Annotated in this window: 20 protein-coding genes and 1 riboswitch; of the genes, 14 read left to right on the top strand and 6 right to left on the bottom strand. The window is 43.4% G+C overall.

The window, feature by feature from the left end; genetic code table 11:
• The first annotated feature begins 132 nt into the window (after window positions 1-132).
• The 5 genes from liaF (at window position 133) to tig (ending at window position 4,501) form a co-directional block, all read left to right on the top strand.
• A complete protein-coding gene (gene liaF, locus HMPREF0850_RS11835; RefSeq protein ID WP_000714478.1) occupies window positions 133-831 on the top strand; it encodes a cell wall-active antibiotics response protein LiaF in 699 nt (232 codons plus the stop codon).
• On the top strand, window positions 828-1,826 hold the full coding sequence (locus HMPREF0850_RS11830; protein ID WP_000744939.1) for a sensor histidine kinase: 999 nt from the start codon (window positions 828-830) through the stop codon (window positions 1,824-1,826). The genes liaF and HMPREF0850_RS11830 overlap by 4 nt, the downstream gene beginning before the upstream one ends.
• 10 nt (window positions 1,827-1,836) lie before the next feature.
• Window positions 1,837-2,469, top strand: coding sequence for a response regulator (locus HMPREF0850_RS11825; protein WP_000698409.1), 633 nt, complete (start codon window positions 1,837-1,839; stop codon window positions 2,467-2,469).
• On the top strand, window positions 2,470-3,126 hold the full coding sequence (locus HMPREF0850_RS11820) for a DNA alkylation repair protein (protein WP_000050039.1): 657 nt from the start codon (window positions 2,470-2,472) through the stop codon (window positions 3,124-3,126).
• A 91-nt stretch (window positions 3,127-3,217) separates the two neighbouring features.
• Window positions 3,218-4,501 carry a trigger factor gene (tig, locus tag HMPREF0850_RS11815; protein ID WP_000116510.1) on the top strand — a complete coding sequence of 428 codons (1,284 nt, stop codon included), beginning with the start codon at window positions 3,218-3,220 and terminating at the stop codon, window positions 4,499-4,501.
• Window positions 4,502-4,548: 47 nt separating this feature from the next.
• Here tig and recD2 read toward each other — a convergent pair whose 3' ends face one another.
• From recD2 to rnhC, 3 genes are all read right to left on the bottom strand, one after another.
• Window positions 4,549-6,915, bottom strand: a complete 2,367-nt coding sequence (gene recD2 / locus HMPREF0850_RS11810) for an SF1B family DNA helicase RecD2 (protein WP_000454465.1) — start codon at window positions 6,913-6,915, stop codon at window positions 4,549-4,551.
• Between the two features lie 148 nt (window positions 6,916-7,063).
• Window positions 7,064-7,678, bottom strand: coding sequence for a signal peptidase I (lepB, locus tag HMPREF0850_RS11805; protein WP_001105833.1), 615 nt, complete (start codon window positions 7,676-7,678; stop codon window positions 7,064-7,066).
• 3 nt (window positions 7,679-7,681) lie between these two features.
• Window positions 7,682-8,563, bottom strand: a complete 882-nt coding sequence (rnhC, locus tag HMPREF0850_RS11800) for a ribonuclease HIII (protein WP_000146892.1) — start codon at window positions 8,561-8,563, stop codon at window positions 7,682-7,684.
• A gap of 86 nt (window positions 8,564-8,649) precedes the next feature.
• Between rnhC and zapA the strand changes: the two genes are divergently transcribed.
• From zapA to HMPREF0850_RS11770, 6 genes are all read left to right on the top strand, one after another.
• Entirely contained in the window at window positions 8,650-8,952 is a 303-nt protein-coding gene (gene zapA, locus HMPREF0850_RS11795) for a cell division protein ZapA (RefSeq protein ID WP_000002027.1), read from the top strand.
• A complete protein-coding gene (locus tag HMPREF0850_RS11790) occupies window positions 8,949-9,497 on the top strand; it encodes a CvpA family protein (protein WP_000623533.1) in 549 nt (182 codons plus the stop codon). Before zapA ends, HMPREF0850_RS11790 begins: the two co-directional genes overlap by 4 nt.
• A gap of 113 nt (window positions 9,498-9,610) precedes the next feature.
• Complete coding sequence (locus HMPREF0850_RS11785; protein ID WP_001092915.1) at window positions 9,611-11,947, top strand: endonuclease MutS2; 2,337 nt, start codon at window positions 9,611-9,613, stop codon at window positions 11,945-11,947.
• A gap of 167 nt (window positions 11,948-12,114) precedes the next feature.
• Window positions 12,115-12,203: riboswitch (glycine riboswitch) on the top strand.
• Between the two features lie 89 nt (window positions 12,204-12,292).
• A complete protein-coding gene (locus HMPREF0850_RS11780) occupies window positions 12,293-13,615 on the top strand; it encodes an alanine/glycine:cation symporter family protein (RefSeq protein ID WP_000891445.1) in 1,323 nt (440 codons plus the stop codon).
• Window positions 13,616-13,745: 130 nt separating this feature from the next.
• Window positions 13,746-14,294 (top strand): carboxymuconolactone decarboxylase family protein, encoded by a 549-nt coding sequence (locus tag HMPREF0850_RS11775; RefSeq protein ID WP_000206779.1) that lies wholly within the window; start codon window positions 13,746-13,748, stop codon window positions 14,292-14,294.
• Between the two features lie 108 nt (window positions 14,295-14,402).
• The gene (locus tag HMPREF0850_RS11770) at window positions 14,403-15,302 is read left to right on the top strand and encodes a TDT family transporter (protein ID WP_000735940.1); all 900 of its coding nucleotides are present in this window, start codon (window positions 14,403-14,405) and stop codon (window positions 15,300-15,302) included.
• A gap of 25 nt (window positions 15,303-15,327) precedes the next feature.
• Here HMPREF0850_RS11770 and serS read toward each other — a convergent pair whose 3' ends face one another.
• The 3 genes from serS to HMPREF0850_RS11755 all read right to left on the bottom strand — a co-directional run bounded on the left by serS (window position 15,328) and on the right by HMPREF0850_RS11755 (window position 18,554).
• Complete coding sequence (gene serS / locus HMPREF0850_RS11765) at window positions 15,328-16,602, bottom strand: serine--tRNA ligase (protein WP_000884236.1); 1,275 nt, start codon at window positions 16,600-16,602, stop codon at window positions 15,328-15,330.
• Window positions 16,603-16,815: 213 nt separating this feature from the next.
• Window positions 16,816-17,187, bottom strand: a complete 372-nt coding sequence (locus tag HMPREF0850_RS11760) for a DUF956 family protein (RefSeq protein ID WP_000079370.1) — start codon at window positions 17,185-17,187, stop codon at window positions 16,816-16,818.
• Window positions 17,188-17,189: 2 nt separating this feature from the next.
• Window positions 17,190-18,554 (bottom strand): aspartate kinase, encoded by a 1,365-nt coding sequence (locus HMPREF0850_RS11755; RefSeq protein ID WP_000869650.1) that lies wholly within the window; start codon window positions 18,552-18,554, stop codon window positions 17,190-17,192.
• A 203-nt stretch (window positions 18,555-18,757) separates the two neighbouring features.
• Between HMPREF0850_RS11755 and HMPREF0850_RS11750 the strand changes: the two genes are divergently transcribed.
• The 3 genes from HMPREF0850_RS11750 (at window position 18,758) to HMPREF0850_RS11740 (ending at window position 21,042) form a co-directional block, all read left to right on the top strand.
• Window positions 18,758-19,543 (top strand): enoyl-CoA hydratase, encoded by a 786-nt coding sequence (locus HMPREF0850_RS11750; protein ID WP_001015581.1) that lies wholly within the window; start codon window positions 18,758-18,760, stop codon window positions 19,541-19,543.
• Between the two features lie 90 nt (window positions 19,544-19,633).
• Window positions 19,634-20,068, top strand: coding sequence for a fatty acid biosynthesis transcriptional regulator FabT (fabT, locus tag HMPREF0850_RS11745; RefSeq protein WP_000386341.1), 435 nt, complete (start codon window positions 19,634-19,636; stop codon window positions 20,066-20,068).
• Window positions 20,068-21,042, top strand: coding sequence for a beta-ketoacyl-ACP synthase III (locus HMPREF0850_RS11740; protein ID WP_000852978.1), 975 nt, complete (start codon window positions 20,068-20,070; stop codon window positions 21,040-21,042). Before fabT ends, HMPREF0850_RS11740 begins: the two co-directional genes overlap by 1 nt.
• Window positions 21,043-21,096 lie beyond the last annotated feature (54 nt).

The raw sequence follows: 21,096 nt of genomic DNA, 5'->3' as shown, positions 1-21,096 counted from the left end.
GCCTTTTGTCAACTGTAGTGGTCTGAAAGAACTAAGCTTGTAGGAGCGATTTCTGTCCAATCTCCTTTTTCCATCCTCAGACCGAGGTGACTTTTTTGAATTGTGATAAAATAGAAGGGAGAGGATGCATCTATGAAAAAATTTCAAATCTTTTTATTTATTGAAGCCTGTCTGTTGACGGGAGCTCTGATTTTGATGGTATCAGAGCATTTTTCGCGTTTTCTACTGATTCTATTCCTCTTTCTTCTCCTGATACGCTATTATGCAGGCAAAGAGGGCAACAACTTTCTCCTCCTTGTGGCGACTATTCTTTTCTTTTTCATTGTCATGCTCAATCCCTTTGTGATTTTAGCTATCTTTGTAGCGGTGATCTACAGTCTCTTTCTTCTCTATCCAATGATGAATCAAGAAAGAGAGGAGACCGATTTGGTCTTTGAAGAGGTGGTGACGGTTAAAAATGAAAAGAATCGCTGGTTTGGCAATCTCCATCATTTCTCTAGTCACCAGACCTGCCAGTTTGACGATATCAACCTCTTTCGCCTCATGGGCAAGGACACCATTCATTTAGAAAGAGTTATCCTAACCAATCATGACAATGTCATTATCCTTAGAAAGATGGTCGGAACGACTAGGATTATCGTACCTGTAGATGTGGAAATCAGCCTCAGTGTTAACTGTCTTTATGGAGATCTTACCTTCCTTCATCAACCTAAGAGATCCCTCCGCAACGAACACTATCATCAGGAAACCAGAGACTATCTCAAGAGTAAAAAGAGTGTCAAGATTTTCCTAACTACTATGGTTGGCGATGTGGAGGTGGTCAGAGGATGAAAAAGCAATCGTACCTATTAATCGGCCTGACTTCTTCCCTCTTTATCCTCTTTTTGGCTAATAGTTTACTTGATATTTTTGAACTGGATTGGTCCTATTTGCTACAAGATATCGAAAAAACAGAGAAACTCATCTTCTTGATCTTGGTCTTTAGCCTTTCCATGACCTTCTTTTTTGTCCTCTTTTGGCGTGTGATAGAAGAAGTCTCTCGCAGAAAAATGCAGGTTAATCTCAAGCGACTGCTGGCAGGAAAAGAGGTATTTTCCTTTGCAGATCCAGACTTGGAGGCCAGTTTCAAGTCCTTGTCTGGCAAGCTTAATCTCTTGACAGAAGCTGTTCAAAAGGCTGAAAATCAAAGTCTGGTCAAGGAAGAAGAAATCATCGAGAAAGAAAGGAAGCGGATTGCACGTGACTTACATGATACGGTTAGTCAGGAGTTGTTTGCGGCCCATATGATTTTATCAGGTGTCAGCCAGCAGGCTTTGAAGCTTGATAGAGACAAGATGCAGACCCAGTTGCAAAGTGTCGCAGCCATCCTAGAAACAGCCCAGAAAGATTTGCGAGTCTTGCTCCTACATTTGCGACCAGTAGAGTTGGAGCAAAAGAGCTTGGTTGAGGGGATTCAAATCCTCTTAAAAGAGCTTGAGGACAAGAGTGATCTCAAGGTTAGTCTCAAGCAGAATGTGTCTAAATTGCCTAAGAAGATTGAAGAACATATCTTCCGTATTTTGCAGGAGTTGATCAGCAATACCCTCCGCCATGCTCAGGCATCTTGCCTAGATGTCTATCTCTATCAGACAGATGTTGAATTGCAGCTGAAGGTAGTGGACAATGGGATTGGTTTCCAGTTAGGGAGTTTAGATGACTTGAGTTATGGACTGCGAAATATCAAGGAGCGAGTCGAAGATATGGCAGGAACGATTCAACTCTTGACAGCTCCCAAACAAGGACTGGCGGTTGATATCCGTATTCCCCTGCTAGACAAGGAATCATAAAGGAGTAGAGATGAAAATTTTACTGGTAGATGACCATGAAATGGTCCGATTGGGCTTGAAAAGCTATTTTGACCTCCAAGACGATGTAGAAGTTGTGGGCGAGGCTGCCAATGGGGCTCAAGGTATTGAGTTGGCCTTGGAACTGCGCCCAGATGTCATTGTCATGGATATTGTTATGCCTGAGATGAATGGGATTGATGCTACCTTGGCCATCCTCAAAGAACGGCCTGAAGCCAAGATTTTGATTGTGACCTCTTACTTGGACAATGAAAAAATCATGCCAGTCTTGAATGCTGGTGCAAAAGGCTATATGCTCAAGACTTCTAGTGCAGACGAACTGCTTCATGCAGTTCGTAAGGTGGCTGCTGGCGAGTTAGCCATTGAACAAGAGGTCAGCAAGAAAGTCGAATACCATCGCAATCATATCGAGCTTCATGAGGAATTGACTGCGCGTGAACGTGATGTGCTTCAACTCATCGCCAAGGGTTATGAAAATCAGCGCATCGCTGATGAACTCTTTATCTCTCTCAAGACGGTCAAGACCCATGTGTCCAACATTCTTGCCAAGCTTGAGGTTAGTGATCGCACCCAGGCGGCGGTCTATGCCTTTCAGCACCACTTGGTCGGGCATGAGGATTTTTAGATGAGTCTTGCAGATTTACTTGAGGAGCTAGAAGCAGCAAAAGACCCTGAGAAAGCAGGCTCTATGGAAGCCTATATGCGTCATCAATTTCCCTTTCTAGGCATTGCAGGTCCTGAAAGAAATGCACTCTATAAAAAGTATTTTCCAGAAGCGAAAAAAACAAGAATTATCGATTGGGATTTTGTAGACACTTGCTGGGAAAAGGAGCCAAGAGAATACCAGTATGTGGGCGCCAACTATTTGAAAGCTATGCAGTCTTATCTAACGAAGGATGATTTGCCTAAGCTTGAGCATCTAGTCGTGACCAAGTCTTGGTGGGACACGGTAGATATCCTAGACCGAGTAGTAGGGAGTTTGGTAGCCGACCATCCGGAACTTGAAGAAGTGCTTTTAAAATGGAGCCTCTCAGACAATATCTGGTTGAGGCGAGTCGCTATTGACCACCAGTTGTTAAGAAAAGAGAAAACGAATGTCCAACTGATGGAAAAGATCCTACTCAACAATCTGGACCAGACAGAATTTTTTATCAACAAAGCCATCGGCTGGGCTCTAAGAGACTACTCTAAAACCAATCCCGAATGGGTAGCAGCTTTCATCGAAAAAAATAAGAAGAGAATGGCTGAACTCAGTATCAAGGAAGCCAGCAAGTACCTTTAGCATCGTTGAAAAGCGTATTCATTACTTGAAAAAAGTCGCTCGTTTATGTTATAATAGACTGTATTTAAAAATTTTAAGGAGAAATGACAGAATGTCTGTATCATTTGAAAACAAAGAAACAAACCGTGGTGTCTTGACTTTCACGATCTCTCAAGACCAAATCAAACCAGAAGTGGATCGTGTCTTCAACTCAGTAAAGAAAACTCTTAACGTTCCAGGTTTCCGTAAAGGTCACCTTCCACGTCCTATCTTTGATAAAAAATTTGGTGAAGAAACACTTTACCAAGATGTGTTGAACGCTCTTTTGCCAAACGCTTATGAAGCAGCTGTAAAAGAAGCTGGTCTTGAAGTGGTTGCGCAACCAAAAATTGACGTCACTTCAATGGAAAAAGGTCAAGACTGGGTTATCACTGCTGAAGTCGTGACAAAACCTGAAGTTAAATTGGGTGACTACAAAAACCTTGAAGTATCAGTAGATGTAGAAAAAGAAGTCACAGACGCTGATGTTGAAGAACGTATCGAACGCGAACGCAACAACTTGGCTGAATTGGTTATCAAAGAAGGCGCTGCTGAAAATGGCGACACTGTTGTGATTGACTTTGTTGGTTCTATCGACGGTGTTGAATTTGACGGTGGAAAAGGTGAAAACTTCTCACTTGGACTTGGATCAGGTCAATTCATTCCTGGTTTTGAAGACCAATTGGTTGGACACTCAGCTGGCGAAACTGTTGATGTTGTCGTAACATTCCCAGAAGACTACCAAGCAGAGGACCTTGCAGGTAAAGAAGCTAAATTCGTGACAACTATTCACGAAGTAAAAGCAAAAGAAGTTCCAGCTCTTGATGATGAACTTGCAAAAGACATCGACGAAGAAGTGGAAACTCTTGACGAATTGAAAGAAAAATACCGCAAAGAGTTGACTGCTGCTAAAGAAGAAGCGTACAAAGATGCCCTTGAAGGCGCAGCAATCGATAAAGCTGTAGAAAACGCTGAAATCGTAGAACTTCCAGAAGAAATGATCCACGAGGAAGTTCACCGCTCAGTAAATGAATTCCTTGGAAACTTGCAACGTCAAGGTATCAATCCTGACATGTACTTCCAAATCACTGGAACTACTCAAGAAGACCTTCACAAACAATACGAAGCAGAAGCTGAGTCACGCACTAAGACTAACCTTGTAATCGAAGCAGTTGCCAAGGCTGAAGGATTTGACGCTACTGAAGAAGAAATCCAAAAAGAAATCGAACAATTGGCTGCGACTTACAACATGGAAGTGGCACAAGTTCAAAACTTGCTTTCAGCTGATATGTTGAAACACGATATCGCAATCAAAAAAGCTGTTGAATTGATCACAAGCACTGCAACAGTAAAATAATCTTAAATGATAAAAAGCCCACCTGACTAGGTGGGCTTTTTGCTGGTCTATTTCCCAAAAATCTCTTTGAGGTCTGCATCTGTAATCCCGATCATGGCTGGGATGCTAGACCAGTTCTCCTCAGTGAGGGTGTAAGATAGAGGAGAATCCTCTTGATTTGTCGTTTGGCTAGGAACGGGGCTGGTTTGTTCAGATGATTCAACCAGATCCTTGAAGCGCTCAATCAGATAGGTCTTACGGGCAGTTCCGATATGTTTAACTGCATAGTCAAAGGCCTGTAATTCGCCTAGTAGGATGAGCTTGCTCCTAGCCCGTGTAATAGCTGTATAGATGAGATTGCGTTCCAGCATGCGCTTGCTAGCACTGGTGATGGGCAGGATGACAACGGGAAACTCACTTCCCTGAGACTTATGGATACTCATAGCATAGGCTAGTCGAATCTTGTACCATTCGTTGCGTGGATAGATGACCTCATTGCCATCGAAATCAATGACAATCTCATCTTGTTTGGACTCGGTGTATTTTCCAGGAATCAAATCTGTGATGTAGCCTAGGTCTCCATTAAAGACATTGACTTCAGCGTCGTTGACTAGGTGAATGACCTTGTCCTCTGTTCGATAGTGATACTGAGTTGTTTCAAAGCTAACCTGCCCCTTTTGAAGAGGATTGAGTAGGTCTTGCATGAGTTGGTTGATGGCGTCAATACCAGCAGTTCCTCGATACATAGGAGCCAATACCTGAATATCACGAGCTGGAATGCCACTTCTGAGAGCAGCACCGAGAATTTTCTCAATGGTTGCAGGGATATGGCTACTCATGATTTCAAAGTAGGAGCGGTCTGCTTTTTTCTGAGAAAAGTCAGCTGGCAAGATGCCTTGTCGAATCTGACTTGCCAAGGTGACGATAGTTGATTCTTGACTCTGACGATAAATCCGTTCCAAGCGAGTCTGCGGAATCAGGGGTATCTGGAGTAGGTCAGCTAGTACCTGCCCAGGACTGACAGAAGGTAGCTGGTCGCTATCACCCACGATGAGGATTTTACTGTTTGAAGAGATGTTGGAGAAAAGTTGGTTGGCTAGCCAAGTATCCACCATGGAAAACTCATCTACAATGATAAAATCAGCATCCAGATAATCTTCCAGATGGCTGGTATCATCGTCACCTGTCATTCCCAAATGACGGTGTATAGTAGCGCTAGGCAAACCTGTCAATTCATTCATGCGCCGAGCTGCTCGACCAGTTGGGGCAGCGAGAAGAATAGGTAGGTTGCTTTTTTTCCTGAGGTCAAGTCCTTCTAAGAGTGCATAAACAGCGATAATCCCATTGATAACTGTCGTCTTACCAGTACCAGGCCCACCTGTCAGGATAAAAACATTGTTCTGGATAGCATCGCAGATAGCCTGTTTTTGGATACCATCGTATTGGATACTCAGTTCTTTCTCGACGCTAGCGATATGCTTTTGAATGGTTTCCAAATCATGATTCTTTTGTTTTCCTTTTTCAAGGATACGAACCAAGTGACTGCGGATGCCTTCTTCAGCGAAAAAGAGGCTATTATCAAAGATTTTAGTGTCAATCTGCTGAACCTTGTCTTCTTCAATCAGATGAGATAATTCCTGAGCGACTTGGCTGGGATCCAGTTCCACGGGACGGGAAGACTCGAGGAGAGTCAGGGTCTGTTCTAGCAAATCACGGGCTTTCATATAGGTATCACCCGTATCCATACAACCTTGAAAGAGACTGTGGACAAGGCCAGCACGGAAGCGCTCGGGAGCTTGGCTTTCGATGCCTAGTTCGGCGGCTAATTGGTCAGCAATGGTAAAACCCAAACCCTTGATATCCTCAACCAGTTGATAGGGATAGTTTTCGACAATATCCAGCGTTTCTTCCTTGTAAAAGTCTTGAATCTGAAAGGCCAATTTATTAGGAATGCCGTAGTTGGCTAGTTTTGCCAAGACCATTTCTGTCCCATAGTTGAGACGAAGTGTAGAGACGAAAGCCTCACGGTTTTTGGCAGAGAGTCCTGAGATGCTTTCTAGCTTTTCAGGATGCTCCAGAATTTCGTCAATGGTATTTTCACCATAGCAATCCACGATTTTTTGAGCCGTTTTGAGACCAATTCCCTTGAAGTGGCTACTCGAAAAGTACTTAACTAGCCCTTTTTTAGTTGGTTTTGCCCGTTCATAACGGCTGATTTGCAGTTGTTCTCCGTACTTGGAGTGTTGAACGATTTGTCCCCAAAAGGTGTAGTCTTCCCCTTCAATCACGTCAGTCATAGTTCCTGTAACGATGATTTCAAAATCGTCAAAGTCCTCCGCATTGGTATCTTCGATATCTAGGAGGAGAATGCGATAAAAATTGCTGGGATTTTCAAAAATAATCCGTTCAATAGTGCCTGAAAAATAAACTTCCATAGATTTCCTTTTTGATAGAAAAAGAGCTGGGATAGAGCTTTCAGTTAGGCTTTCCTTGGATTTGGGACTTGGTACAAGATATTGCCAAGTTGCAATCTAATCCTAAAAGCTAACTCAAAAAGACTATCGCAGCATCTAGTTGCTGGTTTTAAAAAATTCCGATACGGTTGAGTGGCCAGAAACGGAATTTGGCTTCTCCTTTGATTTGACTGGCTTTAAAGGTTCCGACATGGCGACTGTCACTGGAAACCAAACGGTCATCTCCAAGGAGGAGGTACTCACCCTCGGGTACGGTAAAGCTGAAGCTGGTGTTGAAATTCACATCGACAGTAAAGGCTTGAGCTTTCTGGGCTAGACTTCTAAAATAGACTCCCTTATCCCCTTCAAAGCCTTTCCCCGAATAGGCGTTTTGCAGTTTATCATTTTTAAACTGTTGGAGGTAGTCTGCTAGGTAAGGTTCGTCAGTTTCTTGATTGTTGATAAAGAGCTTGTCGTTTTCGTAGCGAATGGTATCTCCGGGCATGCCGATGACGCGTTTAACGATGTCTTTATTTCCATCATCTTCATGGGCAACTACAATGTCAAAGCGGTTAATAGGGAGGTGTTTGACGACAAAAAGAATCTCTCCATCAGCTAGGGTCGGATCCATAGAGTGTCCTTCCACGCGGACATTGGTCCATAGAAAGAGACGACTGAGACCAACTACTATAATGATGAGGAACGTAAGTCCCCACTCTTTTAGAAATGTTTTAAAATAATTCATAATTTACCTTTCCAGAAGTGCTTTGGCTTTTTCAGTATTTTTAAAATGAAGCTTGGCACAGAAGTTGAGCCCTTTCATGCCATAGGCTTGAAGGATTTTGCTAGCAACCTTATCAGATGCAGTTCCAGCGCCACTTGGCAGTTGATAGCCTAGTTCTCGTCCAAGATTTTCCAAGCTTTCGAGGAAGAGATCTCGCGCGATGATGGAGCTAACTGCAACAGCTAGGTATTTTCCCTCGGCTTTTTCTTCCAAGCTGATCTTGTTTGGGAAACGATTGGCTTCTTGGGTCAAGTACTTGTCATAGTTTTTAGGACTTGTAAAAGCATCAATGACGATTCTTTCTGGCTGGACTCCTTTTTGAAGAAGGAGAAAGATAGCCTGATTGTGAAGGGCAACTTTTACAGAAACAGCATTGTAACGCTCTCCGATAACTTCGTTGTACTTGCTCGGTGAAAGGAGGAGCGCTTGGTGCTGGACCTTTTCTTTAAGGATAGGGGCGATCTGACGAATCTTTTGGTCTGTCAGGGTCTTTGAATCCCCCACGCCGAGTTTTCGCAAGAAGTCATGCTGGTCAGGTGTTACGAAGGAGGCCACGACAGCCAGCCCACCAAAGTAGGAACCATTTCCCACCTCATCAGTCCCAATCATAGGAAAATCTTGTCCACTGTTTTCTTGTCGGACTTGATAGCCAAAGAAAGTGGCGTACTGTTCAGCAGCTTCGCCCTGCAGGAGGACCTTTCCAGAAGTATAAATGGAAACCGTTGCCTGAGGCAGTCGCAAAAAATAGCGAATATAGGGATTTTTACTAGGATTGAGAGCCTTCTGATACTGACTCAAAAAGCTCTGAATTTCCTGTTCACTTGGTGTGAGTGTGATACTTGCCATAATCTCTATTGTACCACAAAAGCAGGAGAATTGGTAAAAACTGACAAAGTTAGCGAAATTTGGTATAATATCGTGAGGTGAATTTTATGGCAAATCTAAATCGATATAAGTTTACATTCGGGAAAAAGACATTAACCTTGACAACAGAGCATGACAACCTCTTTATGGAGGAAATCGCTAAGGTTGCGACTGAAAAATACCAAGCAATTAAGGAACAAATGCCTGGAGCGGATGATGAAACCATTGCCCTTCTTTTAGCGATTAACAGCCTATCGACGCAGCTTAGTCGTGAGATTGAGTTTGACGATAAGGAGCAGGAGCTTAAAGACCTTCGAAATAAGCTAGTGGCAGTCAAGCAAGAGCAGAGCAAGATTGAGGATTCCCTATGATTTCGATCCTTCTCTTACTGGTTCTAGCTTGGGGTTTTTACATCGGCTACCGTAGAGGTTTGGTGCTACAAGTTTATTATTTCCTCGTGGCAGTGATTTCAGCCTTTATCGCTGGGCAGTTTTATAAATCGCTGGGAGATCAATTTCACTTGCTTGTCCCTTATGCCAATCCTCAGGAAGGGCAGGGCACCTTTTTCTTCCCTTCAGCCCAACTTTTTCAGCTAGACAAGGTCTTTTATGCGGGTCTGGCCTACCTTCTAGTTTTCGGAATTTGTTACAGTATCGGACGTTTTATCGGTTTGTTCCTACACTTGATTCCGACTAATAAGCTAGGGGGCATCTGGTTTCGTATCGGAGCAGGTGTCTTGTCTCTATTGGTAACCTTATTTGTCTTGCAAATGGCTCTGACCATTCTTGCAACGGTGCCTCTGGCAGCTGTGCAAAATCCCCTTGAAAAGAGCATGGTAGCCAAGCATATCATCCAAAGTGTCCCTTTTACGACAAACTTTATCAAACAACTCTGGGTGACAAATTTAATCGGATAAAAAGGGCGGGATTCTTCCTAGCCCTTTGTTTACAGATTGGACGACTAGGGTCAGGTAAAGTTCAAAAACCTCTAGGTACTACAATCTTGTAAACAAGTATACAAGGAAAGAATATGAATACAAAAATACTAGAAACCTTAGAATTTAATAAAATAAAAGCCTTGTTTGAACCGCATCTCCTGACAGAACAAGGACTAGAGGAGCTAAAAGCCTTGGTTCCAACTGCCAAGGCGGATAAGATCAAACAAGCCTTTACAGAGATGGAGGAAATGCAAGTCTTATTTGTGGAGCAGCCTCACTTTACAATCCTAGCGACACGTGAGATCTCAGCTGTCTGCAAGCGTTTGGAGATGGGGGCGGACCTCAATATCGAGGAGTTCCTGCTCCTCAAACGGGTCTTACTTGCTAGCAGAGAGTTACAAAGTTTTTATGCCAATCTCGAAAACGTACGCTTGGAACAGTTGGCGAGATGGTTTGAGAAACTCCATGATTTTCCTCATTTACAAGGGAGCCTCCAAGCCCTAAATGACGCAGGATTTATCGAAAATTTCGCCAGTGAAGAATTAGCACGTATCCGTCGGAAAATCCATGATAGTGAGAGCCAAGTTCGAGATGTCTTGCAAGACTTGCTCAAGCAAAAAGCTCAGATGTTGACGGAAGGGATTATCGCTAGCAGAAATGGCCGTCAAGTCTTGCCCGTCAAGAATACCTACCGCAACAAGATTGCAGGTGTTGTCCATGACATCTCTGCCAGTGGGAATACAGTCTATATCGAACCCCGTGAGGTCGTGAAACTGAGCGAAGAAATCGCTAGTCTGCGAGCTGATGAGCGCTATGAGATGATTCGCATCCTGCAGGAACTATCGGAACGGGTTCGTCCTCATGCTGCAGAGATTGCTAATGACGCTTGGATTATCGGCCATCTGGACCTGATTCGTGCTAAGGTGCGTTTTATTCAAGAAAGACAAGCAGTCGTTCCTCAACTTTCAGAGAACCAAGAGATTCAACTCCTTCATGTTCGCCATCCTTTGGTCAAAAATGCAGTGCCAAACGATGTACACTTTGGTAAGGAATTAACGGTCATTGTCATTACAGGTCCCAATACAGGTGGGAAGACCATCATGCTCAAAACCTTGGGCTTGACTCAACTCATGGCCCAGTCAGGCTTGCCCATTTTAGCTGATAAGGGGAGCCGAGTCGGTATTTTCGAAGAAATCTTCGCAGATATTGGAGATGAGCAGTCTATCGAGCAAAGCTTGTCGACCTTCTCGAGTCACATGACCAATATCGTAGATATTCTTGGCAAGGTCAACCAACACTCACTTTTACTCTTAGATGAGCTTGGCGCAGGTACCGATCCGCAGGAAGGTGCTGCCCTTGCTATGGCTATTTTAGAGGATCTTCGTCTACGTCAGGTCAAAACTATGGCGACGACCCACTATCCAGAACTCAAGGCCTACGGTATTGAGACAGCCTTTGTGCAAAATGCTAGCATGGAGTTTGATACAGCCAGTCTGCGTCCTACCTATCGCTTTATGCAGGGAGTTCCTGGCCGAAGCAATGCCTTTGAAATTGCCAAACGTCTAGGCTTGTCAGATGTCATCGTTGGGGATGCTAGCCAACAGGTCAACCAAGATAATGACGTCAACCGCATTATTGAGCAATTGGAAGACCAAACGCTTGAAAGTCGTAAACGCTTGGACAATATCCGTGAGGTGGAGCAAGAAAACCTCAAGATGAACCGAGCACTCAAAAAGCTTTACAATGAGCTCAATCGGGAAAAGGAAACTGAGCTCAACAAGGCGCGTGAACAAGCAGCTGAAATTGTGGAACTAGCGCTAAGTGAGAGTGACCAGATTCTCAAGAATCTCCACAGTAAGTCTCAACTCAAACCTCACGAAATCATTGAAGCCAAGGCTGAGCTGAAAAAACTGGCTCCTGAAAAAGTGGACTTGTCTAAAAACAAGGTCCTTCAAAAGGCCAAGAAAAAACGGACTCCAAAGGTGGGGGATGATATTGTGGTCCTCAGTTATGGACAACGTGGAACCTTGACCAATCAGCTTAAGGACGGCCGTTGGGAAGCCCAAGTTGGCTTGATTAAGATGACCTTGGAAGACAAGGAATTTGACTTGGTTCAGGCCCAACAAGAGGCACCAGTCAAGAAGAAACAAGTCAATATCGTGAAACGTGCTTCTGGTCGTGGTCCGCAAGCAAGACTAGATCTCCGAGGCAAACGTTACGAAGAAGCCATGAATGAGCTGGATGCCTTTATTGACCAGGCCCTACTTAATAACATGGCGCAGGTAGACATCATCCATGGGATTGGAACAGGTGTTATCCGTGAGGGCGTTACCAAATACCTACAAAGAAACAAGCATGTCAAGAGTTTTGGCTATGCCCCACAGAATGCTGGAGGCAGTGGCGCAACCATTGTGACCTTTAAAGGTTAGAGAGAAGTAGGATTCGGCCTTTCTGAGAAAAGAAATGGAAAGTCAAAAATTTTCATAGAATTTATTGACAAAAGCTAACTTTTCTTGTAAAATAATAAAAATTAAATACCAACACCGAATGAAGTTTAATAGAAGTGGAGAAAGGTTTGTTTTCCATGACTGTAAATGGACGGAACTCTGGAGAGACCGTAAAGGCACCGAAGGGGCAAGGCAGGCAACTGCTCAAACTCTCAGGTAAAAGGACAGAGCTAAGATAGATCGCTTTTTGGCATTTATCTAGGCATTCCAGAGTACATGTATCTTGCATGTGCTCTTTCTTTTGGGGTTGAAAGATAGGAGTAGGACATGTTAGAATTGCTAAAAGCGCTTGATGCTTTCGTTTGGGGACCTCCCCTCTTGATTTTATTGGTCGGAACGGGTATCTACTTGACCATCCGACTAGGACTTTTACAGGTGGCTCGTCTCCCTAAAGCCTTTCAGTTGATCTTTACCAAGGATAAGGGGCATGGCGATGTGTCGAGCTTTGCTGCTCTCTGTACGGCTCTAGCAGCCACAGTTGGTACGGGAAATATCATCGGAGTTGCGACAGCTATTAAGGTTGGTGGGCCAGGTGCTCTCTTTTGGATGTGGATGGCTGCCTTCTTTGGGATGGCGACCAAGTATGCTGAAGGATTGCTGGCTATCAAGTACCGCACTAAGGATGCAAATGGGGCTGTAGCTGGAGGACCCATGCACTACATTCTTTTGGGAATGGGAGAAAAGTGGCGTCCCCTTGCAATCTTCTTTGCCCTAGCTGGTGTATTGGTTGCCCTTCTGGGGATTGGTACCTTTACCCAAGTCAATTCAATTACAGAATCTATCCAAAATACAGCTCAAATTGATCCAGCTATCACAGCTCTTGTGTTGTCTGTTTTTGTAGCGATTGCAGTCTTTGGTGGACTCAAATCCATTTCCAAGGTTTCAACAGCAGTCGTTCCTTTTATGGCCATCGTCTATATTCTAGGAACCTTGATTGTGATTTTCTTTAATATCGAGAAAATCCCAGCCACACTTGCCCTCATCTTTACTTCTGCTTTCAGCCCTGTAGCTGCAGTAGGAGGATTTGCTGGTGCGACTATCCGTACTGCGATTCAAAATGGTGTGGCGAGAGGAGTCTTTTCGAATGAATCTGGTCTTGGTTCAGCTCCGATTGCAGCCGCTGCGGCTAAGACAAATGAGCCTGTTGAGCAAGGCTTGATTTCCATGACAGGAACCTTTATTGACACCCTGATTATCTGTACTCTGACAGGTTTGACCATCTTGGTAACTGGGGTTTGGAGTGGTGATTTGAATGGAGTAGCGCTTACCCAGTCAGCTTTCTCAACAGTCTTTTCACACTTTGGACCTGCCCTCTTAACCATCTTCCTTGTGCTTTTTGCCTTCACTACGATTCTAGGTTGGAACTACTATGGAGAACGCTGTTTCGAGTTCCTCTTTGGAGTTCGTTTTATATGGCTCTATCGGGTGGTCTTTGTGCTCATGGTCTTGTTGGGAGGTTTTATCGAGTTGGACATGGTCTGGATTATTGCAGATATCGTCAATGCCTTGATGGCCTTGCCTAACCTGATTGCCCTTTTGGTCTTGTCGCCCGTAGTTGTTGCTGAGACTAAGAAGTATTTTAAGAACTAATCCAATCACACTTTTAGTGTGATTTTTTCATTTCATAAACATTTCCTATCATGGCAATTGAAAATATATATTATCCAAGGGGGAAATTCTATGATAGACTAAATGACAATAAAATGAAAAGAGGTTTCTTATGACAACATTTACCATCCACACAGTAGAATCAGCACCAGCAGAAGTGAAAGAAGTTCTTGAAACAGTACGAAAAGACAACAATGGCTATATTCCCAACCTAATCGGTCTCTTGGCCAATGCCCCAACCGCGCTTGAAGCCTACCGAACTGTCGGAGCCATCAACCGTCGCAATAGCCTGACACCAGTGGAACGCGAAGTAGTGCAAATCACGGCAGCCGTGACCAATGGTTGTGCTTTCTGCGTGGCAGGTCATACTGCCTTTTCAATCAAACAAATCCAGATGAATGATGATCTTCTCCAAGCCCTTCGCAACCGCACTCCAATTGAGACAGATCCAAAACTAGATACTCTAGCTAAGTTTACCTTGGCGGTCATCAATACCAAGGGTCGTGTAGGAGATGAAGCTTTGGCTGAATTCTTAGAAGCCGGCTATACGCAACAAAATGCCTTGGACGTAGTTCTCGGTGTCAGCCTAGCCAGCCTTTGCAACTATGCAAACAACTTAGCTGATACGCCAATCAATCCAGAATTGCAACCTTATGCCTAGTTCGAATCATAAATAAAATGAAGGCTGATTTATCCAGTCTTCATTTTTCTATGCTATTTTAAAGGCTTTTATGCTATACTGATAATAATATGATTAACGGAGGTTGCCATGAAAAAACTCCCCTTGGTATTTTCTGGTTGTTTGTTAGGTTTGGCAGGTGCAGGAAACTTGATTGCGGATACTTGGCCTGTTCTTTCGCACCTATTTAGTTTGACTGGATTGGTCTTATGGATTTTCTTTCTGATTCTTCATCTTTTTAATTGGGAAGAAACCAAGAAAGAATTGACCAAGCCCCCTCTTTTATCTGGTATAGCTACCTTTCCTATGGCGGGGATGATTTTATCGACCTATGTCTTGCGACTAGTTCCGTCTATGCCTATCCTATCCCAGCCTTTGTGGTGGTTTTCTTTTATTTTGGATTTTGCTTTGATCGCTTATTTTTCTCGTCGCTTTCTTGGAGTGGAGGAAAGAGCTAGTGCAACACCAAGCTGGACAGTACTTTATGTGGGCATAGCAGTAGCAGCCTTGACCTATCCAGTCGTTGGCCTGATTCAGATTGCCTACCTAACGGTGACTTTCGGCTTTCTCGCTACTTTTTTTCTCTATCCGTTGATTTACAGTGATCTAAAGAAACAGCCATTGACTCCAGCCCTACTAGGGCAAGAAGGAATCTACTGCGCTCCTTTTTCTTTGCTCTTAGCAGCTCTGGTGCGTATCGGGGGAGTTACTCTTCCGACCTGGGCCTTGTTACTGCTGATGCTTGTCTCTCAGTCTTTTTTCATCTTCGTTTTGACTCGCTTGCCCAATATTTTAAAACAAGGCTTTCAACCAGCCTTCTCAGCCTTAACCTTCCCAACCATTATCACAGCTACATCGCTTAAAATGGCTCAAGGAATTGTAAAACTGCCTATCTTAGATTATCTAGTGTTTGTGGAAACCCTCCTTTGCTTAAGTATTTTACTCTTTGTCTTGAGTGGTTATCTAATTTGGTTACGAAAAAAGGTCTAGCTATTATCTAGCTAGGCCTTATTTTTTATGGTTTGATAACTTCAGCTCCACCCATGTATGGACGAAGTACTTCTGGAATAGTTACAGAACCATCTGCATTTTGGTAGTTTTCAAGAATAGCGGCTACTGTACGTCCAACTGCAAGTCCAGAACCGTTCAAGGTGTGAAGGAGTTTAACCTTGCCATCGGCTTCATCACGGTAACGGATTTGAGCACGACGAGCTTGGAAATCTTCTGTATTTGAACAGCTTGAGATTTCACGGTAGGTATTTTGTGCTGGAATCCAAACTTCCAAATCGTAAGTCTTGGCAGCTGAGAAGCCCATATCTCCAGTAGAGAGCGCGACCACACGGTATGGAAGATTAAGCTTTTGAAGAATATTTTCAGCGTTGGCTGTCATTTTTTCTAATTCTTCATATGATTCTTCTGGTTTGGCAAATTTGACCATTTCAACCTTGTGGAATTGGTGCAAACGAATCAAGCCACGTGTATCACGACCAGCAGAACCAGCTTCAGAACGGAATGATGGGCTCATAGCAGTGAAGTAGATTGGTAGGTCTTTTCCGTCAAGGATTTCATCACGGTAGTAGTTTGTAAGAGGCACTTCAGCGGTCGGAATAAGGACATAGTTGGTGTCACTCAATTCAAAGGTATCTTCCTTGAATTTTGGATATTGACCAGTACCAAACATAGAATCATGGTTAACCATGTAAGGCGTGATGACTTCTGTGTAGCCTTCCTTGCCATGTTCATCCAACATAAAGTTATAGATGGCACGTTCCAAACGAGCACCGAGGCCTTTATAGAAAAGGAAACGAGCACCCGTCACTTTTCCACCACGTTCCCAGTCAAGGATACCGAGGTCTTCACCCAGATCCCAGTGAGCTTTTGGTTCAAAGTCAAACTCGCGCGGAGTTCCCCAACGGCGAACTTCAACGTTGTCATCCTCATCAGCTCCAACAGGAACGCTGTCAGCTGGGATGTTTGGAAGAGTAGTGGTAAATTCTGTCAATTTAGCATCGATGTCCGCCAATTCAGCATCCAAGGCTTTGACTTCAGCAGATAGGGTTTGCATAGCAGCAATCTTGTCATCAGCATTTTCCTTATTGCGCTTGGCTTGAGCAATCTCTGCAGAAACTGTGTTACGTTCTGCCTTGAGGTTTTCGACCTTGACCAAGATATCACGACGTTTAGCGTCGATTTCTTTCATCTCGTTAAGGATAGTAGCATCTACACCACGTGTAGCTAGTTTTTCAGCGACAGCATCAAAGTCTGTACGAATACGTTTGATATCTAACATAAAAACTCCTTTATGAAAAAAGCACACCTAACAAAGCGTTGGAGTGGCAGGGCCACGGTTCCATCCAACTTCACAGGTGTGCACTTGATTCTGTATTTAATTGTTGATAACGGTAGAATTTCACCTATCCCTCCTATCTGCTCGCAGCACCCGCAGACTTTCTGAAAGAAGAGGATAACCTACTTATCCGTTGCTATGATTATACTAAAGTTTCTACTTTTTTGCAAATAGATTTTTAAATTTTTGTCCAATGGTCTGGAGCAGAGTCGGAAGTTTCACGACCTTGTCGTTTCCTAATTTTTCCCGAGCGATTTTGAGGATAGCCCCAGAGTCTTTTGAGGCAAAGAGAAATTTACCTTGATCGGTGAAGACTTCAAAGTGGCGGCTGATCTTGCGGCCACTTACGTTGGCTCCGATTTGCTGAATGCTTGACCAGGGAATCTGGATATATTGTTCGACATTGACATCAGGATAAAACTCCAAGGCTTGGTCCCCGACTAGAAATTTTCCAACTTTTCCAGAGATAGAGAGGTAAGATGTCCCAGTGGTTTGGAGGTCAATGACTTTATTGAGTGATTGAGCCATGATTAGTCTTCCTTACTTTCACCGAAAAAGGCATGATAGAGCGCCTTAATAGCGGCCTTCTCTTGCTCTTTATTGACAACAAACATGATGGAAACTTCACTTGACCCTTGGGACATCATCTGGATGTTGATTTTATTCTCAGACAAAGCACGTGTGGCAGTAGCAGTTACCCCGATATGACTCTTCATCTTTTCCCCGACAATCATAATAATTGAAAGATCATGTTCGATTTCAGCATGGTCCACTTCAGCCTTTTGAACGAGCTGACGCAGAATTTCTTCTTCCTTGATAGGAGTCAATTCGCGAGAACGGAGAATGATTGAAAGATCATCGATACCAGTTGGCATGTGCTCCCAACCGATGTTAAGATCTTCAAGGATTTGCAGAACCTTGCGACCAAAACCAACTTCACGGTTCATGAGGTATTTCGACATGTTGATGCTGACAAATCCTGAGTCACCCGCAATCCCTACTACTGGGAATTTATCACTACTGTGTTTCAGAACGATACGAGTACCCGGATGGTCAGGGTTGTTGGTATTCTTGATAACGAGAGGGATTTTTCCTCGGTAGGCAGGGAGCAGAGCTTCATCGTGAAGAACTGAGAAACCTGCATAAGCCAATTCCCGCATTTCACGGTAGGTCAATTCAGGGATAGAATGAGGCTGGTGAATGATACCTGGATGGGCAGCAAAGATACCATCGACATCTGTAAAGTTTTCGTAGAGGTCGGCTTTGACACCGGCAGCGATGATGGAACCAGTTATGTCGGATCCACCACGGGAGAAGGTACAGATTTGATTTTCCTTAGTGACCCCAAAGAAACCAGGAATAACAAGGACTTCGTTGCTGTCAGCCAAGCCCTCAATCTTGTCATAGCTAGATGGAATGATGCGAGCATTTCCAGGTTCGCTTGTTACGATAATTCCCGCTTCTCTTGGATGAACATAGCGCGCATCGATGCCGTTTTGGTTAAAGTAAGCTGCAATCAATTTGGCGTTGTTGTTTTCTCCAGCCGCTAGGAAGGTGTCATAGAGAAAGTCATTTTCTTCAATAGGAAGAGTCGCTAAGGCACGGATGCTTTTAGAAATTTTTTCTAGAACTGATGGTTTTAAGCCTAGTTCGCTCACCATAGCCGCATAGCGATCGATGATCCAGTTTTGGCTCTTGCTGATATCATTTCCCGCTACATAATCACGATAGTATTTGATCAAAGCGTCGGTAACCTTAGTATCTTCAGAATTGCGTTTACCCGGTGCAGAAACGACCACAAAACGGCGCTCTTTATCGCTTTTAACGATGTTTAAAACTTTTTCTAACTGACTAGCAGAGGCAAGCGAGCTTCCGCCAAATTTTACAACCTTCATAGGGACTCCTCAAGTAAGTATTTTATACGATTATAGCAGAAAGAGGGGCTTTTTTCAATGAAGAAAATACTATAGTCTTTAGGATAAAGTGAGCGTTTTTTATCAGCTGAGACACTTTCCTTTAGTTTTTTCTTGCCTCTTTATCTAAAAAAAGGTATACTTTGGCAATGAAATAATTTTATCACCTTACAAAAGGAGAAGCTATGAATCATATCCTATATCATATCCTAGATGATCTTGCTATCATCACTTTGAATCGTCCCGAAGTGGCAAATGGTTTCCATATCCCAATGTGTGAGGAAATTTTAGAAGCTTTGACTCTAGCAGAGCAGGATCAAACTGTTCAGTTTATCTTGATTAACGCTAATGGGAAGGTCTTTTCAGTTGGGGGAGATTTGGTTGAGATGAAGCGTGCAGTGGATGAAGATGATATCCCTTCTTTGAATAAGATTGCAGAATTAGTCAATACAATCTCCTATAAAATTAAGCAGATCCCTAAACCTGTTTTGATGGAGGTAGATGGAGCAGTTGCTGGTGCTGCAGCCAATATGGCAGTAGCAGTCGATTTTTGTTTGGCGACTGATAAGGCAAAATTCATCCAAGCCTTTGTTGGAGTTGGATTGGCGCCGGACGCTGGTGGGATTCATCTCTTGAGTCGTAGTATCGGGGTAACACGAGCTGCGCAACTTGCCATGACAGGAGAAGCCTTGACCGCGGAAAAAGCACTGGAATGGGGTGTGGTATACCGTGTTTGCGAGGCAGATAAGCTAGAAAAGACAAGAGAACAAGTTCTGAAGAAATTAAGACGAGGCTCAGCAAACTCATACGCAGCCATTAAAAAGTTGGTTTGGGAAAGCCAATTTAAGGATTGGCAGAATTATGCTGAATTGGAATTAAAGTTGCAAGAATCTTTATCTTTAACTGAAGATTTTAAAGAAGGAGTCCGAGCACATTCTGAAAGAAGACGACCAAAATTTTCAGGAAAATAAAAAAATACTTGCACAATTCTTTGAAGTTTGATATACTTTTTGTGTCAAATGTTTTGAATGCAAAAGTTTTTTTGAGAAGGAGGGAATACTTTGGACTACCAACAAGTGAATGAGTATTTAACATCTATTTTTAATAATGTCCTTGTGATTGAGGAGGTTAGCTTACGAGGTAGTCGTTTCAAAGATATCTCCATCAAAGAAATGCACACGATTGATGTGATTGGAAAGTTCCCGGAGGCAACACCAAGTAAGGTTTCAAAAGAACTGATGGTAACTCTTGGAACTGTTACGACCAGCTTGAATAATCTCGAAAGAAAAGGTTATGTTGAGCGCATTCGTTCTGATCAGGATCGTCGTGTGGTCTATCTGCATTTGACAAAGAAAGGTCGTTTGGTTCACCGCCTTCATAAACGTTTCCACAAGGCCATGGTCGAGAAAATTATCGATGGCATGAGTTCTGAAGAAATAGAAGTGATGGATAGGGGCTTGACTAACCTTTATCAATTTTTGGAGGATTTGAAATAATGGCTTTTGCAAAAATAAGCCAGGTTGCTCATTATGTTCCAGAGCAAGTGGTCACTAATCAAGACTTGGCTCAAATCATGGATACAAGCGATGAGTGGATTTCAAGTCGGACAGGAATTAAACAGAGACATATCTCAAAAACGGAGTCTACAAGTGACTTGGCGACAGAAGTTGCTAATAGTTTGCTGGCCAAAGGGAGCTTAACAGCGGACCAGATTGATTTTATCATTGTAGCGACGATTACTCCAGATTCGATGATGCCTTCTACAGCAGCTCGAGTTCAGGCAAATATCGGAGCGCATAGAGCTTTTGCCTTTGATCTTACAGCAGCTTGCAGTGGCTTTGTATTCGCTCTTTCAACTGCTGAAAAATTTTTAAGTTCTGGACAGTTCAAAAAAGGGATTGTTATCGGGGCTGAGACCTTATCCAAGGCAGTTGATTGGTCTGATCGTTCGACAGCTGTTCTATTTGGAGATGGTGCTGGTGGCGTTCTCTTGGAAACGAGCGAAACACGGCACTTCCTTGTGGAAAGTCTCTATACAGATGGCTCTCGGAGCGAGTGTTTGACCTATGGTCAAACGGCTTTGGCTTCGCCCTTCTCAGATCAAGAAGCAGTTCCTGCTTTTTTGAAAATGGATGGACGAGCAGTTTTTGATTTTGCAAATCGTGATGTTGCTAGATCGATCAAAGAAACCATTGAGAATGGTCCAATCGCAGCATCGGAATTGGATTATCTCTTGCTTCATCAGGCAAATATCCGCATTTTGGATAAGATGGCTAAGAAGATCGGTGTAGACCGAGACAAGCTTCCTGCCAATATGATGGAGTATGGAAATACCAGTGCAGCAAGTATCCCGATTTTGCTCTCAGAGTGTGTGGAGAATGGTAAGATTCGTTTAGATGGTAGCCAGACGATTCTCCTATCAGGCTTCGGTGGAGGTTTGACATGGGGCACACTCATTCTTACAATCTAGGTAATCATGTGGTAAACACATAGTTATAAATTTTTTATATTTTAAAGGAGTCCT

Source organism: Streptococcus sp. M143 (assembly GCF_000162495.1).
GTDB lineage: Bacteria > Bacillota > Bacilli > Lactobacillales > Streptococcaceae > Streptococcus > Streptococcus dentisani.
The sequence above is the reverse complement of the archived record's forward strand: the minus strand, read 5'-3'. Positions and strand labels throughout refer to the sequence as shown.